General features: G+C 69.0%; 14 protein-coding genes. 8 read left to right on the forward strand and 6 right to left on the reverse strand.

Annotated elements, in window-relative coordinates:
* Window positions 1-73 precede the first annotated feature (73 nt).
* The 3 genes from OG729_RS36190 to OG729_RS36200 all read right to left on the reverse strand — a co-directional run bounded on the left by OG729_RS36190 (window position 74) and on the right by OG729_RS36200 (window position 3813).
* Window positions 74-1906, reverse strand: coding sequence for a glycoside hydrolase family 15 protein (locus OG729_RS36190; RefSeq protein ID WP_405810224.1), 1833 nt, complete (start codon window positions 1904-1906; stop codon window positions 74-76).
* Window positions 1907-2068: 162 nt separating this feature from the next.
* Window positions 2069-3088: an alcohol dehydrogenase gene (locus tag OG729_RS36195; RefSeq protein ID WP_405810225.1), complete on the reverse strand. Its 1020-nt coding sequence runs from the start codon at window positions 3086-3088 to the stop codon at window positions 2069-2071.
* A 164-nt stretch (window positions 3089-3252) separates the two neighbouring features.
* Window positions 3253-3813, reverse strand: coding sequence for an NADPH-dependent FMN reductase (locus tag OG729_RS36200; RefSeq protein WP_405810227.1), 561 nt, complete (start codon window positions 3811-3813; stop codon window positions 3253-3255).
* A 102-nt stretch (window positions 3814-3915) separates the two neighbouring features.
* Here OG729_RS36200 and OG729_RS36205 point away from each other — a divergent pair, with 102 nt between their 5' ends.
* Window positions 3916-4371 carry a MarR family winged helix-turn-helix transcriptional regulator gene (locus OG729_RS36205; protein WP_360868480.1) on the forward strand — a complete coding sequence of 152 codons (456 nt, stop codon included), beginning with the start codon at window positions 3916-3918 and terminating at the stop codon, window positions 4369-4371.
* 49 nt (window positions 4372-4420) lie between these two features.
* Window positions 4421-5485: an LLM class flavin-dependent oxidoreductase gene (locus tag OG729_RS36210; RefSeq protein WP_405810230.1), complete on the forward strand. Its 1065-nt coding sequence runs from the start codon at window positions 4421-4423 to the stop codon at window positions 5483-5485.
* Between the two features lie 42 nt (window positions 5486-5527).
* On the opposite strand, the gene OG729_RS36215 is transcribed toward OG729_RS36210, so the two are convergent.
* Window positions 5528-5950 (reverse strand): carboxymuconolactone decarboxylase family protein, encoded by a 423-nt coding sequence (locus OG729_RS36215; protein ID WP_405810231.1) that lies wholly within the window; start codon window positions 5948-5950, stop codon window positions 5528-5530.
* A 45-nt stretch (window positions 5951-5995) separates the two neighbouring features.
* On the reverse strand, window positions 5996-6889 hold the full coding sequence (locus OG729_RS36220; protein WP_360868488.1) for an MBL fold metallo-hydrolase: 894 nt from the start codon (window positions 6887-6889) through the stop codon (window positions 5996-5998).
* Window positions 6890-7054: 165 nt separating this feature from the next.
* On the opposite strand from OG729_RS36220, the gene OG729_RS36225 reads away from it, so the two are divergent.
* The 5 genes from OG729_RS36225 to OG729_RS36245 all read left to right on the forward strand — a co-directional run bounded on the left by OG729_RS36225 (window position 7055) and on the right by OG729_RS36245 (window position 14025).
* Entirely contained in the window at window positions 7055-7939 is an 885-nt protein-coding gene (locus OG729_RS36225) for a LysR substrate-binding domain-containing protein (protein ID WP_405810233.1), read from the forward strand.
* Window positions 7940-8111: 172 nt separating this feature from the next.
* Window positions 8112-9038, forward strand: coding sequence for an oxygenase MpaB family protein (locus tag OG729_RS36230; RefSeq protein ID WP_405810234.1), 927 nt, complete (start codon window positions 8112-8114; stop codon window positions 9036-9038).
* The gene (locus OG729_RS36235; RefSeq protein ID WP_405810236.1) at window positions 9020-11257 is read left to right on the forward strand and encodes a tetratricopeptide repeat protein; all 2238 of its coding nucleotides are present in this window, start codon (window positions 9020-9022) and stop codon (window positions 11255-11257) included. Before OG729_RS36230 ends, OG729_RS36235 begins: the two co-directional genes overlap by 19 nt.
* A gap of 70 nt (window positions 11258-11327) precedes the next feature.
* Window positions 11328-12860, forward strand: coding sequence for a phytoene desaturase family protein (locus tag OG729_RS36240; RefSeq protein WP_405810238.1), 1533 nt, complete (start codon window positions 11328-11330; stop codon window positions 12858-12860).
* Between the two features lie 382 nt (window positions 12861-13242).
* Entirely contained in the window at window positions 13243-14025 is a 783-nt protein-coding gene (locus tag OG729_RS36245) for a hypothetical protein (RefSeq protein WP_405810239.1), read from the forward strand.
* Here the strand turns inward: OG729_RS36245 and OG729_RS36250 are convergent.
* Window positions 14020-14415, reverse strand: a complete 396-nt coding sequence (locus OG729_RS36250) for a hypothetical protein (protein WP_405810241.1) — start codon at window positions 14413-14415, stop codon at window positions 14020-14022. The genes OG729_RS36245 and OG729_RS36250 overlap by 6 nt on opposite strands.
* On the opposite strand from OG729_RS36250, the gene OG729_RS36255 reads away from it, so the two are divergent.
* Window positions 14408-15010: a hypothetical protein gene (locus OG729_RS36255; protein WP_405810243.1), complete on the forward strand. Its 603-nt coding sequence runs from the start codon at window positions 14408-14410 to the stop codon at window positions 15008-15010. The genes OG729_RS36250 and OG729_RS36255 overlap by 8 nt on opposite strands.
* Window positions 15011-15139: the final 129 nt, after the last annotated feature.

Below are 15139 nucleotides of genomic sequence, written 5' to 3' on the forward strand. Positions count from 1 at the left end.
ATATGCTAACCCCCCGCCACTTTGATCATTCAACCGGTCCCGAATCCGGCCAGTGCCCAGCGATGGCGGCCTGTCAGCCAAGGGCGCGGTCGAGGTTGAACGCGGCGCTGATCAGTGAGAGGTGGGTGAACGCCTGTGGGAAGTTGCCCAGCTGTTCGCCGGTCCGTCCGATTTCCTCGGCGTACAGGCCGACGTGGTTGGCGTAGGTGAGCATCTTCTCGAAGGCCAGCCGGGCTTCCTCCAGCCGTCCGGCGCGGGCGAGCGCCTCGACGTACCAGAACGAGCAGATCGAGAATGTGCCCTCGGCCCCGCGGAGGCCGTCCGGGCTCGCCTCGGGGTCGTAGCGGTAGACCAACGAGTCGGACACCAGGTCCGTGGTGAGTGCGTCCAGGGTCGCGAGCCACTTGGGGTCGGTGGGTGAGATGAATTTGGCCATCGGCATCATCAGCACGGAGGCGTCGAGTACGCGGTCGTCGAGGTGCTGAACGAACGCCCCTCGTCCAGGGGACCAGCCGCGTTGCATGATCTGCCGGTAGATCGCATCGCGGCTCTGCCGCCACCGGGGGAGGTCCGCGGGCAGGCCCCGCCGGTTCGCCATCCGGATGGCCCGCTCTATCGCCACCCAGCACATCAGCCGCGAGTACACGAAGTTCTTGCGTCCCCCGCGCGTTTCCCAGACGCCGTCGTCGGGTTGGTCCCAGTGGTCGCAGAGCCAGTCCACCAGTACACCGAGCTCGTCCCACCGATCACTGCTGATGGGTTGTCCCCACTTGTCGTACAGATACACGGAGTCGATGAGTGCTCCGTAGATGTCCAGCTGGAGCTGGCCGGTGGCGGCATTTCCCACTCGCACCGGGGCGGACCCCAGGTAGCCCTCGAGGTGGGGCAGTTCACGCTCGGGCAGCTCGCCGCGCCCGTCGATTCCGTACATGATCTGCAGCGGACCCGAGGGGCCGCTGCCACGCATGATGCCCCGCTCGGACAGGAAGCCCATGAACGCCTCGGCCTCTCCGGTGAAGCCCAGCCTGAGCATGGCGTAGACACAGAAGGCGGCGTCCCGGACCCACACGAACCGGTAGTCCCAGTTGCGCTCGCCGCCGATCTGCTCGGGCAGGCTGGTCGTCGGGGCGGCCACGATCGCACCGGTCGGCGCGTAGGTGAGCAGCTTCAGTACGAGCGCGGAGCGGTGCACCATCTCCCGCCACCGTCCGTGGTAGCGCGAGCCGGACAGCCAGCCGCGCCAGAACCTGACTGTTGTCTCGAACTCGTCCTCCGCCTCGGCCTGGGGGCAGGCGCGCGGGATGACGTCATCGCTGACCTGGTCAAGGGCGAACACCGCGGACTCGCCTTCGAGGAGCTTGAAGCGCGACCGCACGTCCAGGCCGTCGCACTCCAGCGGCGACGTGGCGGTCAGCGCCAACTGCAGGCTCTGGGACCGGAACAGTGCAGTGTTGCCGTGCAGCTGTGCGGTGTGCGGTTCGGCCCCGTAGCCGAAGCGGGGAGCCACCCGCGCTGTGAACGGAAGCGAGCCCCGGACGCAGATGACTCGCCGGATCAGCCGGTGCCGGGCCGCCGCGCCCGAGTCGTCGGTGACCGGCATGAAGTCCTGGATCTCGGCCACCCCGTCGGAGGCGAAGAACCGCGTGATGAGGACGTTGGTGTCAGGAAAGTAGAACTGCCGAGTCCGCGTCGGCACCTCGGCGGCCAGTTCGAACGATCCGCCCCGGTTCGCGTCCAGAATGGAGGCGAACACGCTCGGTGAGTCGAAGCGCGGGCAGCAGTACCAATCGATGGTGCCGTTGGTGCCCACGAGGGCCGCACTGTGAAGATCGCCGATAAGTCCGTGCTCGGCGATCGGCAGATAGGGCGAGGCGGGGCCCACTTGTATGAATCCGGCGTCCGCCATACCGGCCTCCCTACGACCGCAGGGCGCGTAATGCCTTCACGTGATAATAGATCTTCACGGCCGCGGATGCCATTGCGGCCGAACAGCGCTCCAGTACGGCTTCGCAGGGTCTGACCTGGCATGACGTACTCAGCATTGGGCTGCGGCAGCACCGGCTGCCGATCAGCCGGCCGCCATGTCGAGCACGATGCGGAACCGGGCCTTTCCGGACATCATCCGTTCGTACGCCTTGGGCGCATCGGCCAAGGGAAAGACCTCGGTCATCGGGCGGACATTGTGACGCATGCTGAAGTCGAGGTTGTCCTCGTTGTCGATGGCGCTGCCTGTCAGGCTTCCGGTGATCGTCCGGGTTCCGAAGACGAGGTCACCCGTGGAGACGGTGAGGGGATCGGTGGCGGCTCCGACGACGATCATGCGGCCGCGTGGCGCGAGGCCGGGAAGCAGCGGTGACATCGAGCTGCCGCTGGCGGCGGTTGCCACGATGGCGCCGGCGCCGCCCAGGTTCTGCAGGGCCGTCCCCGGGTCTTCGCCGGAGCTGTCGATGTATTCGTCCGCACCCAACTGCTTGGCGAGTGCCGCCTTTTCCGTCCCTCGGGCGATGGCCACCACGCGGTAGCCGAGCCTGTTGGCGTACTGCACCCCGAGATGTCCGAGACCTCCGATGCCCTGGATCGCCACGAGGGCACCCGGGCGACTGCCGACCTGCCTGATCGCGCTCAGGACCGTAAGGCCTGCACAGAGCAGAGGCGCCGCGTCCACGGAGGACATCGCCTCCGGGATGCGCACCAACCCGGTGCTCCTTGCGATGACCATCTCGGCATATCCGCCGTCCACACTGCTTCCCGTCAAGGGCTGATCCGTGCAGTTGACGAAGTCACCGCGGCGGCAGAATTCGCACTCGTTGCACTGGCCGGCCAGGAAGCCGACGCCCACCCGCTCACCGACCCGCCAGGTGTTCACTCCGTCCCCGACTGCGTCGATCACCCCGACGAGCTCGTGCCCCGGCACAACAGGCCGAGACGGATCCTCCCGCATGCCCTCGACGGCGAGAACATCCGAGTGGCATACCCCGCAGTTCTCCACCTTGATGCGCACGTGCCCCACGGGCGGCGCAGTCACCTCGCGATCGACCAGTTCGAAATTCCGGGAGCCCGTGACCTGGAAGGCGCGGTATGCAGACATCGCTCTCTCCTCAATTCTCGTAAACGCACGGAGCACACGTACGAGTACGGCAATCCGAGGAGGGCAGCCATGTCCGTCCCGCTGCCGCTCGCGGGCGCCCAATCGAGCATGACATTGCCCGCTGGTATGCGCAGTTCGGAGTCCTCCGTACGATCGGCGTGATCTCAGCCGGCGCGCAGCGGGGCCAACGCCACGCTCCACGACACGACCTGGTCGAGCACGGTGGTGAGTGCCTCGCGCTGGAAGTCGCCGGGCTTGAACACGCTGTAGTTCTCGAAGTCGGTGAACAGGGACAGCGCGACCTGGGCGCGCACATCGGCCATTTGGAGTTCGGCGGCTATCAGGCGCAGATGCTCCACGGCGCGGGTGCCGCCGGCCGAGCCGTAGCTGACAAACCCGACGGCCTTGTTGTTCCACTCGGCGTAGAGGAAGTCGATGGCGTTCTTCAGCGCGCCGGAGGTGGAGTGGTTGTACTCCGGCGTCACCATCACGTAGCCGTCGAACGAGGCGATCTTGTTCGCCCAGCTCAGGGTGTGCGGCTGCATGTACTGGCCCATCGACGGCGGATACACCTCGTCGAGGTGGGGGAGCTTGTAGTCGAGCAGGTCTACCAGCTCGAACTCCGCGTCGGTGCGCTGCGCGGCGACCTCGTACACCCAGCGGGCGACGGCCTCCTCGTTGCGTCCGGGGCGGGTGCTGCCGAGGATGATCCCGATCCTGGTCATGAGAGCCCCCTTGTGACGTTCTGTTGATCCATCCGGGAAAAATGCTTGCATCGTCAAGTAACCCACTTGGCGCTTGCTGCGTCAAGCAACTAAGATGGACGCATGTCCACCGCCGAGCAGCCGCTGCAGCCCCTGAACACGGACGAGGAAGCTCTGTTGCGCGAGCTCGGCCGGGTGATGATCGTCCTGCCCCGCGTGATCGACGCCGACATGATGCGCGAGCGGCACCTGCCGCTCTCCGAGTACACGACACTGATGCATCTGTCCGAGGCTGCGCACCGGCTGATGCGCATGAGCGAGCTCGCCGCCGTCTGCAACCTCTCGCTGAGCGGGATGACCCGCATCGTCACCCGCCTGGAGAAGCAGGGACTGGTCGAACGGGTCAGGTGTGACGCGGACGCCCGCGGGTGGAACGCCGTCCTCACCGATGCGGGCCTCGCCCGGTTGGAACAGGCGTGGCCCGCCCACCTGGCCAGCGCCCGGCGCCATGTCTTCGACCACCTCGAAGGCGCCGACCTGACCCAACTCGTCCGCGCACTGCGGCGCATCGCGACCTGAGGCACGTGGCGATGCGCGCCGGCCGGCCGCAGCATCCGAGGAGTACGACATGACCAACGCTTCGATCGACCAGGCCGGTGGGGGAGACATCACGCTCGGGCTGGACACCTTCGGCGACGTGACGAACGACGCCGAAGGCCGGCCGCTGTCGCACGGCCAGACCATCCGTCGTCTGGTCGAGGAAGGCGTTCTTGCCGACCGGGTCGGCCTGGACCACTTCGGCATCGGCGAGCACCACACCGACACGATGCCGCTCTCGGCCGCCGACGTCGTGCTCGCTGCCATCGCGTCGCGCACATCGCACATCCGACTCGGTTCGGCAGTGACGGTGATCAGCTCCGACGATCCCGTCCGCGTCTTCCAGCGCTACGCCACCCTCGACGCCGTTTCCGGCGGTCGCGCCGAGGTGATCCTCGGCAGGGGATCGAGCATCGAGTCCTTCCCGATCTTCGGCTACGACCTCAACGACTACGAGGAACTGTTCGAGGAGAAGCTCAGCCTCTTCGCCGAACTTCTCCGGGAGAAGCCCGTCACCTGGTCCGGCAACACCCGCGCGTCCCTCGACGGTCACTCCATCTACCCGCACAGCGAGTCGGGCTCGATTCCGACCTGGGTCGGCGTCGGCGGCAGCCCCGAGTCGGTCGTCCGGACCGCCCGGTACGGTTTCTCGCTGATGCTCGCGATCATCGGCGGCGAGACAGCCCGCTTCGCGCCGTTCTCACAGCTGTTCCAGCAGGCACTGGAGAAGTTCGGACAACCCCGGCGGCCCGTCGGCGTCCATGCGCCCGGCCATGTCGCCGCCACCGACGAACAGGCGGTCGAGGAGTTCCTGCCAGCCTTCGAAGCCACGATCCGAAGCGTGGCCAAACAGCGCGGTTTCCGCACACCCACCCGCGAGAGCCTCATGCGCGATGTCGGCCCCGGCGGAGCGCTGCACATCGGGTCGCCCGAAACCGTGGCCCGCAAGATCACGGCGACGCTCACGGACCTCAACGCGACCCGCTTCGATCTGAAGTACGGGATGCACGGGATGTCTCACAGCGCAGTCATGACCAACATCGAGCTGTTCGGCACCAAGGTGGCACCGCTGGTACGCGAGATGATTGGTGCCTGACACCTCGCCGTTGACAGCTGCGCATCGCATGATCGCTGCCGGTTACGGCACCGCACGCTCGGTGTGCGCGCATTCGTCCTTGATGGTCTCCATGGTGATCGAGGCTCGCGGGTATCCGATGTAGCCGGCCAGCAGAGCGGCAAGCGCGGTGAGTGCGTCCTGGTCAAGTCCGTGGCGCATGCCCAGCCGAACGTGGGTGTGCAGGCGCTTGTCCGCGACACCCTGACAGGCCAGGGCCGTGATGATGGCGATGCTGCGGTCCCGTGCGGTGAGCGCCGGGTGCCGCCATCCGGCCCCACCGGCGGCCTGGAGAGCCTCCTCGGCGAATGCCGGTCCGACGAGTTCGGCGAAAGCCGCGGGTACTTCCTGCTCGGGCAGGGCGAATATCCTGGCGTAGGCCGCGATGCCGCGGTCGCGCCTGCTCACGGTGGGCGGCGTGCCCTCACCGTCGGGTGTCTCGTGCATCTGGCAGCCTTCACCGGTCGTGGCAGACATGGACTGGCGTGCCCGTCAGGCGGGGTGCTCGGAGCACAGGCACCCGACACCTTTCTCGATCCACTCACGGCCGACCCACTCCGGGTGCCGCTGAATCATCAGCGCCGAGATCTCTTCGACGATCGTCTGCTCACTGACTGCCGAATCGCGGCGGGCCCACGTCTCGTCCCGCAGGAGCTGCAGGTAGTCCCGGACGTCTGCCAGCAGTTGCGGGCCGCCGACCTCACCATGGCCGGGCACCACGACACGTGCGCTCTCGGCTGCCAGCCGCTGCATGACCGCGATCCAGCGGGTTCCCGTAACGTCGGTGTCGTGCGGCGGGAACCACGGGAAGATGGCGAACTGCCCGGCTTCCACGAGATCCCCGGTGAACAGAACATCCGCGTCCGGCACCTTGACCACCTGGTCGCCCTTGCTGTGTGCGCGGCCGGTGGCCCGCAACTGCACCACCCGGCCGCCCAGGTCCAGGTCGTACGCCTGGTCGTAGACGACATCGGCCTGCGCCAATTCGACGCCCTCAAGCTGGCGTGCGACCTGCTCGCCGAGCCCCTTGAACATCTCGAGATAGCCCGGGCCCTTCAGCTTCAGGTCCTCGGCCTGATCCCGGTTGACCAGGAACGTCGCCTCGCCGGCGAAGACTTGCGCCCCGAACGCGTGCTCGGGGTGAAAATGCGTCGTGGTCAGGTACAGCCTGCGTCCCTTGGCGTAGTCGGCCGCGAACTCCAGCACCTTCTCGGCGTTACGAGGACCCATGCCGGTTTCGACGACCAGAACGGAGTGCTGACCGCCGATGATGCCGATGTTCGGCACGAGCTGCACCCGCCGGTCGGGGATGACCACTACGTCGCGGGCAAGCTCCTGAACACCCGCGAGGTGCACGACGGGCTCCTGCATCACATGTTCAGCCATGGCGACTCCTCAGCATTGCGATGATCGCAACTTGCCGACATCCCGCCCGCCGGGCGGGCTCGTACGGCGGCAGATCGGGTTGGGCCCCCAGTCCATAGCGGGACGCCCCGGGGCGTCCAAGACCGATCCCGCACCCTCGATACCGTGCGGGTATCGTTGCTGGTAATGGAGCTACGCATGCTGCGCTACTTCGTGGCGGTCGCCGAAGAACTCCACTTCGGCAGGGCCGCCGCGCGACTTCAGATGACTCAGCCTCCGCTGAGCCGGGCGATCAAGCAGTTGGAGACCGACCTCGGCTGCGAACTGTTGCGCCGCTCTCCCACGGGAGTGGCCCTCACCCCTGCCGGGGCCTTGCTCTACGACGAGGCACGCACCCTGCTGGCGCAGGCCGACCAGGCGCGTGCCCGAGTGGCCGCCGCCGCCGGCACGGCCACCCTGACCGTCGGCACCCTCGCCGACAGCGCCGAGCAGGTCGGAACACGACTGGCCGCCGCCTACCGGCAACACCACCCCGGCGTACGAGTCCGCATTCGTGAGGCCGACCTGACCGACCCGACCACCGGACTGCGGGCCGGCCTCGTCGACGTGGCCCTGACCCGGGCACCGTTCGACGACACCGGCATCAGCACCCGCGTGCTGCGCTCGGACCCGGTCGGCGTGGTGCTGCGCGCCGACGATCCGCTTGCCGACCGCGACAGTCTGCACCTGGACGATCTCGCGGACCGTCGATGGTTCCAGTTTCCGGACGGCACGGACCCGGTGTGGCGGGCCTTCTGGACGGGCCCGTCAGACGTCGGCCGACGTCGTGGCGGTCCCGTCGTACGAACAGTCCATGAGTGCCTCCAGTCCGTCCTGTGGAACGGCACGGTGGGCCTGACACCGCTCGCCCACACACTTCCCGAAGGCCTCACAGCAGTCCCCTTGACCGACGCGCCACCCAGTCACCTCGTGATCGCCTGGAAGAGCGCCAACACCACCCCGCTCATCCGCTCGTTCTTGCGAATCGCCACGGCCATCTGTCGCCCGGCCCGCACCACTCCGGCCCCGTAGCGGAGCGGCCATGCTCTCGTCGCCGGTGTGCGTCAGAGTGGGGCCCGGCTCCCAATGCGTATCGGGACAAGTCGTTTACACCTACGACGATCCGCCGGAGATGTGGCAGAGGGCCCTGGGCGATACCTTGCTCCAAGTAGGTGACGTGTATACCGAGGAGTCGCATCGAACCATGACGGACGCGAACCCCGGGCTCTTCGGGCCCGACTCGGTGACCTGGCAGATGCACGGTGACCCGATGATGTGGGTCGCCGGGGTGCGAGCCCTGTACCTCCAGGCCCTGCACCCCCGAGCCGTACGCGGTGTCATGCAGAACTCGGACTTCCGCAAGGACGCCTGGGGCCGGCTGATACGCACGGCCGACTTCGTCGGCACCATCTCCTACGGCACCACCGAGGCCGCCGAAAAGGCGGGTGCCCGCATCCGCCGTATTCACAGCCGTCTGGGGGCAACCGACCCCGCGACGGGGGAGCGCTACGGAGTCGACGAGCCCGGACTGCTGCTCTGGGTGCACTGCGCCGAGGTCGGCTCGTACCTCGACGTCGGGCGCCGCTCCGGCCTCCCGCTCAGCGACGCCCAGGCCGACCGCTACCTCGCCGAACAGCGCGAGGGCGCACGCCTCGTCGGCCTCGATCCGGCCGAAGTGCCCGCGACCACCGAGCAGCTCGCCGCCTACTTCGAGCGGGTCCGCCCCGAACTCGCCGCCGGACCCGAGGCGCACGACGTCGACGACTTCCTCCAGCGGCCGCCCATCACCGCACTCCTCGTCCCGGCGCGCGAACTGCTCTGGCGGCGCGTGGCCACGCTCGCGTACAACGCACTGCCCCCATACGCCCATGAGCTGTACGGCAGACCCGCCCCCGCCCCCGAACGGGTCACGTATCAACTCATCGCCACGGGCAACCTCCTGCGCTGCATTCCCTCCCGTCTCCGCTGGCAACTGCCGCCAGGTCACATCTTGAAAGCGATGGCGCGACTGGGCCCCGGCAGCCGCCCGGCCCCGTACAAACTGCGCAGACAGGAGGCCATACTGGACGGGCCGGGGAGGGCGCAGCGAAGCAACGGGGGCGATAGCACGCGATGGCGGAATCCAGGCTGATCCAAGGCCGGTACCGGCTGCTCGATCTCATCGGGCGCGGCGGCATGGGCGAGGTGTGGCGGGCCCGCGACGAGTCCCTCGGACGGCGCGTCGCGGTCAAGTGCCTCAAGCCGCTGGGACCGCAGCACGACCAGTCCTTCACCCGGGTGCTGCGGGAGCGATTCCGGCGCGAGGCGCGCGTCGCCGCGGCGCTTCAGCACCGCGGGGTGACCGTCGTCCACGACTTCGGCGAGCACGAGGGCGTCCTCTATCTGGTGATGGAGCTGCTCGAGGGCCACAACCTCAGCCAGCTGATGGAGGAGAACAAACAGCAGCCCCTGCCGGTGTCCGATGTCGTCGACATCGCCGAGCAGGTCGCCGACGCCCTCGCGTACACCCATGAGCAGGGCATCGTCCACCGCGATCTGAAGCCCGCCAACATCATGCGGCTCACCGACGGCGCCGTGAAGATCTGCGACTTCGGCATCGCCCGCCTCGGCGAGGACATCGGCTTCACCTCCAAGCTCACCGGCACCGGCATCGCCATGGGCACCCCGCACTACATGTCGCCCGAGCAGATCAGCGGCGACCATGTCGACCATCGCAGCGATCTGTACTCGCTGGGCTGTGTGCTGTACGAGATCGCCACCGGCGCCCCGCCCTTCGACCACGACGACACCTGGGCCGTGCTCGTCGGACACCGGGACACCGCGCCGCAGCCGCTGCGCACCCACCGGGCCGAGATCCCCGAGTACTTCCAGCGGATCGTCCTCGAACTGCTGGCCAAGACCCCCGAGGAGCGGCCCGCCGACGCCAAGGACCTGTGCCGCCGGATCGCTGCGGCCACCCGCCACGGGCGGACGCACCAGGTCCTGCCCGGGCCGCGCCCTCAGAAGCCGGACTCCCGCGAGCCGCGGCTGCCGTCCTGGACCCGCGGCATGACCACCGGCCACAAGGCCACCGGCACCTCGGTCCTGCCGTCCGCCCTGCCCGACCACACCGCCGGGCTGACCGGCGAGTGGACCACGTACGCCGATCCGCGCGGCGGCCCACTGCTGCCGCCACGGGACAGACCCGAGCGCCCCACCCCGCCGCCCGAACTGCTCGCCGTCCTCGCCGGCCGCCACAACGCCGGCCTCAGCCTCGGCCGGCTCGGCCGCTGGGACGAGGCCGGCGAGGTGCACCGCGCCGTCGCGGCCGAGCGCGAACACGTGCTCGGCCCCGACCACCCGGACACCCTGGCCAGCCGCTACGAGGTCGGCTTCACGCTGAGCAGGACGGGGCGGGCCGCGGACGCCCTGCGCGAGTTCGGCCGGGTCACCGATGGCCGCGAGCGGACCATGGGCGCCGACCATCCCGAGACGCTCGGCGCCGGCCAGGAGATGGCGTACGTCCTCGGCCAGCTCGGGCGGTACTTCGAAGCCCACGAGGCGTATTCCGCGGTCCTCGAGTCCCGCCTGCGCACCATGGGCCCCGACCACCCCGACACCCTGCGCTGCCGGCACAACCTCGCCTTCAACCTCAGCAGGCTGGGCCGCCTCGAGGACTCCTACCGGATGGCGTACGAGGTCGCGGCCGCCCGCGCCCGGGTGCTCGGCGCCGAGCATCCGGACACTCTGGTCACCCGGTACGAAGTGGCCTACGCGCTGGGCCAGTTGGGGCGCTGGTCCGAGGCGCTGGGGACGTATCGGGAGGTGGTCGTGGCGCGCGCCCGGGCGCTGGGCGCGGACCATCCCGACACCCTCGCCGCGCGCTACGAGGTCGGCATCAGCCTCGGCCGGCTCGGCCGCAGCGCGGAGGCCCTGGAGCTCTACCGCGATCTCGTCGACGACCGCACCCGCGTGCACGGGCCCGCCGACCCCGAGACACTGCGCGCCCGGCACGGCCTCGGCGTGAATCTTGGCAGGCTGGCCCGCTGGGAGGAGGCGCTGGCCGAGGCGCGCGACGTGTGCGCACTGCGCGAGCGGGTGCTCGGCGCGGACCACCCCGACACCCTTGTCAGCCGCCGCGAGGTGGCCGTGGGGCTCGGCTGGCTGGGCCGCTGGGCGGACGCGCTGGCCGTCTACCGCCAGGTGGCTCAGGCCCGTGAGCAGGTGCTCGGCCCCGACCACCCCGACGCGCTGGCCAGCCGCAACGACGAGGCGCACTGCCTGGAGCAGCTCGGCCGCCACACCGAGGCGGTGGACCTGTACCGGCGGGTCGCGGCGCTGCGGCAGCAGCGGGGCGCCCACGCGAATTAGGCCGGGTCCTGCCGATCCTGCCGGGCTCGCCCTGATCGACCGGACGGGAACCAGCAGTTAGGGTCCGGCCATGCCCGCACACACCTCGTACGACGTCGTGATCGTCGGCGGAGGCCACAACGGCCTGGTCGCCGCCGCATACCTCGCCCGCGCCGGACGCTCCGTCCTCGTCCTGGAGCGCCGTGGAAACACCGGGGGAGCGGCCGTCTCCACCCGCCCCTTCGACGGGGTCGACGCCCGTCTCTCGCGCTACTCGTATCTCGTTTCGCTGCTGCCGGACAAGATCGTCCGCGAGCTGGGGCTGAACTTCGCCGTCCGTAAACGCACCATCTCCTCGTACACCCCGAAGGGCGACGGCGGACTGCTCGTCGGCGGTCCCGGTACCCGTGAGTCGTTCGCCAGGCTCACCGGTGGGGAGCGGGAGTACGCGGCCTGGCAGGAGTTCTACGCAATGACCGGGCGGGTCGCCGAGCGGGTGTTCCCGACGCTGACCGAGCCACTGCCGACGCGCGAGGCGCTGCGTGCGCGCGTCGACGACGAGACGGCCTGGCGGACGCTCTTCGAGGAGCCCATCGGCGCTGCGATCGAGCAGCGGTTCGCCGACGATCTCGTACGGGGTGTGGTGCTGACCGACGCCCTGATCGGCACCTTTTCCGCCGCCGATGACCCATCGTTGCTCCAGAACCGCTGCTTCCTCTACCACGTGATCGGCGGCGGGACAGGCGACTGGGACGTGCCGGTGGGCGGCATGGGCGCGCTGACCGACGCACTGGCGGGTGCGGCCAGGGCGGCGGGCGCCGAGATCGCGGTGCTGCACGAGGTGACCGGGATCGAGACGGACGGCTCGCGGGCCGAGGTCGCCTTCCGCTCCGAGGGGGCGGAGGGCACGGTCGGGGCGGGCCATGTCCTGGTGAACGCCTCCCCCCAGGAGCTTGCCGCACTGCTCGGCGAAGAGCCGCCCGCCCCCGCCGAGGGCGCCCAGCTCAAGGTCAACATGCTGCTGCGGCGGCTGCCGCGACTCCGTGACAGGTCCGTCGACCCGCGCGACGCGTTCTCGGGGACCTTCCATGTCTCGGAGGGATACGGGCAGTTGGCGACCGCGTACCGGGAGGCCGCCGAGGGGCGGCTGCCGAGCGCGCCGCCCTCGGAGATCTACTGCCACTCGCTGACCGACCCCTCGATCCTCGGCCCCGACCTTGTGGCCAAGGGCTACCACACGCTGACCCTGTTCGGGCTGCACACCCCTGCCCGGCTGTTCGCCGCCGACAACGACAAGGCGCGCGGCGAGCTGCTGGCCGCGACCATCGCCGAGCTGGATGCCCACCTGGACGAGCCGATCGCCGACTGTCTGGCGCTCGACGAGCACGGCGAGCCGTGCATCGAGGCGAAGACGCCGCTCGACCTCGAACGGGAACTGCGCCTGCCCGGCGGCCATATCTTCCATCGCGATCTCGCCTTCCCGTACGCGATGGAGTCCACGGGGCGCTGGGGCGTCGAGACGGCGCATGCCAATGTGCTGCTGTGCGGGGCGGGCGCTGTCCGCGGCGGCGGGGTCAGCGGGGTGCCGGGGCACAACGCGGCGATGGCGGTGCTCGGCGACTGAGCCGGTGCGGCGCGGATGCGGTGAAGTGGAGTAGGGACGGGTTCCCTGGTGGTCGGTCGAGCCGGTGTCTGTGCATCAGCAGGCAGGAGATGGTTGTTCGAGCCTTCCCTCGTCCGTGTGGGATTCCCGCCGTAACTCGCAGAATCTACGGGCAAGTTCCCTAATCTGCGTTCTCGTGGCAGATTTCGGCACCCGTCACCTGACTGTGGTGTCCACGACGGAGCACGTAGGAACGTGAGGGCTGTCCGGCGGGGAGCCGGGACTCGCGGATGTGGTCGCGCTGAAAAACCGACGTGCCGCCGACATGGACGCGGATGATCCGCAGGGTTTCTTCGTGGAAACCCTGGCGGAGTATTAGTGGGCACGTGATGCTGCGGGGCTGATGCCGGGGACAATCGACCAGCTGATCAAGCCTGTCATCGAGGTCTGCGAGTACTTCCAGCTTGTGCCCTGGCAACTCCAGCCCCGCCATGTGGACCACTACTTCTCCGGCCCCGGTAAACGAGCCCGGTCCACTATCCGCACCAAGATGAACCAGATCGACGGCTACTTCGCCTTTCTGGAGCAGCGTTACGCCGGGGAGATCGGCCGCCGGTTCGGGGTGCTGGTGGAGTCACCGGTCGATCTGCTCAACCGTCCGCGTCGCCGCGGGGACTTCGGGCTGCGGATCCCGCCGTCCCGGGCGGCGATGAAGGAGTTCTTCTGCCGATGGCACAGGGACTTGCCGTCCGCGCGTAAGGAGGCGGTGGCGTGCCGGAACTACGTGATGGCGAAGGTCGCCTACCTCTCCGGGGTCCGGGCCGCCGAGCTGTGTGCCACGAAGATCACCGATGTGCACTGGGAAGCCGGACAGCGGGGCCGTTTCCTGGTCAACGGCAAAGGGGCACGGGGTTCGGGACCGCGGCAACGTGAGGCATACCTGTGCGAGTGCTGGAAGCACGACACCGGCCGCTACCCGACCGGACCCTGCGGGCGGTGCCGAAGGGAGCTGCCACTGTCCGCGCCGGAGAGGCTGTGCCGGGGCTGCCTCATCCACGTCCGCGAGCACGGTGAACTCGACCGGGCGCCCTTCACTCAGCTCCAACTCGCCCTCGGCAAGCACCCCGTCCGCCAGCTCAAGCACCACGCCCACCGGCTCGGCTACGACACAACCGACCGATCATAGGGCAAACGGCACAACGCGCGAGCCCGGCGCCGGCCTGCGCCGCGTACCGTCTCCGCGCACCTGGCCGACCCGCACCAGCTCGTGCTGTTCACCCTGGACCGTGACTGGAGCCGCATCACGGCACGCAACGTGGACGAGCTGCCCGCCCTGACCACCGATGCCGGACAGCTGCTGGAGGAGTTCACTCAGTTCTGCCGCGCGCAGATGCGCCGGGTCGACCCTGACCCGCACGGCCACGCCGGAGCCCTGCGCGCCCTGCGTATTGTGCTGGCCCACCTGGGTGCCGCCGTGCCCATCCACGAACGTGACCTGCGAGCCCTGGCCGCGCTGGACCGCAACATCAATGCCCCGCGCGTAATCGGGCTTCCTCGCCCAGCGCGGAATGCTCATCCCCGATCTCGCCCGCACGGCAGACCGCCATCTCGCCGCCGTCGACCGTCTGATCGCCAGCTTCCCCGCCCCCATGGACAGTGAACTGCGCTGCTGGGTCACAGTCCTTCAAGGCCAGGGCCGGCGCAGGCATCCCGCCCTGCCAACCGCGACGATCCGCAGCTACCTCCAGTGCGCCGCTCCCACACTGCGGATGTGGACCGAGCACACCACCACCCTGGCCGCGATCACCCGCCAGGACATCAGGGACGTCCTGGACCTGGCCCCCGGCCGCCCGGCCCGCATCGCCCAGCAGATCTGCGGAGCATCTTCCGAGCAACGGCTCGTCTTTCACGACCCGACCCGAGGCATCAGCCTCCCCGCCCAGGTCCGCCTGCCCCGCCCCATCCAGAGCGACCATCTCACCGGCTTGCTCCAGCGAGCCCACACCCCGCTTGCCCGCCTCCCTGTCGCCCTGGTCGCCGTCCACGCCCTGCTGCCCTCCCAAGCTGCCGAGATCCGGTTCGATGAACTCGACCTCACCCACGGCGCCCTACGGCTGCCCAAGCGCACCATCTACCTCGAAACCCTCACTACCGAGCTGCTCACCCAGTGACTCCGCCTGCGGCAGCAGACCTGGCCCGCCTGCAGCAACCCCCACCTACTCGTCAGCAGCCAGACGGCCCTCGACCCTTCCGGCCCACCCGTCAGCAAGATGCTGCTCAGTGCGGCTGATCTGCTGGCG

It is taken from the genome of Streptomyces sp. NBC_00210, from assembly GCF_045160975.1.
Lineage (GTDB): Bacteria > Actinomycetota > Actinomycetes > Streptomycetales > Streptomycetaceae > Streptomyces.